Here is a 757-nt window from a genome sequence, read left to right on the forward strand (position 1 = left end):
ACGGCTATTGCCCGCGACGACGCTGGTGACGGTGATGTCGTCGGCGAGGTCGAAATTGACGTTATCGTCGGCGCCAGTCTTGCTCACAAGGATGTTGCCGTCGGTGCTCTTGAAGTCCACCGTCTCACCCGGCGCCACGTTGGTGCTGTTGGCACCTTGCGCAGTGACGTTGAAACCGGCGTTCGCCGTCGAGCCGACCGCATCGAGCTGACTCTTGTTGACCGCATCGGTAGCCGCGACGCCAGCGGCGACGTTGCTGACGACCTGGTTGCCGGCATTGATGCCGGCCGAGGTCACGCTCGGGCCACCGGTGATGGTCAGACCGGTGTTGTCGAGACGGCTATTGCCCGCGACGACGCTGGTGACGGTGATGTCGTCGGCCAGATCAAAGTTGACGTTGTTGTCGGTGTCCGCCTTGCTGACGACGATGTTGCCGTCGCCGTTCTTCAGATCGATCGACTCGCTCGGATCGACATTGGAACCGTTGGCGCCCTGCGCGGTGAGGGTGAAACCGGCGCCGGCCGCCTGCACCGCCTGATTGGTGGCGAACAGCTGACTGCCGTTGACCGCATCGGTGCTCGCCGCGCTCAGATCGCCCGCGGTCACGCCGGTGATCTTGCCGGCGCCGCCCTCGTTGACCACCACGTTGCCGAACTTCGGCGACTCGGCCAGCTGCACGTTGATCGCGCCGGTGGTCGGATCGGTCACCGTCTTCAGGTTGGCACCTGAATACGTACCGGCCGTGGCGGCATCGCCT

1 pseudogene is annotated in these 757 nt (G+C 64.6%); it reads right to left on the reverse strand.

Annotated elements, in window-relative coordinates:
- Positions 1-757 (reverse strand): annotated as a pseudogene (locus V7787_RS52865) (hypothetical protein); the annotation flags it as partial.

The organism is Pseudomonas sp. CGJS7, assembly GCF_036961695.1.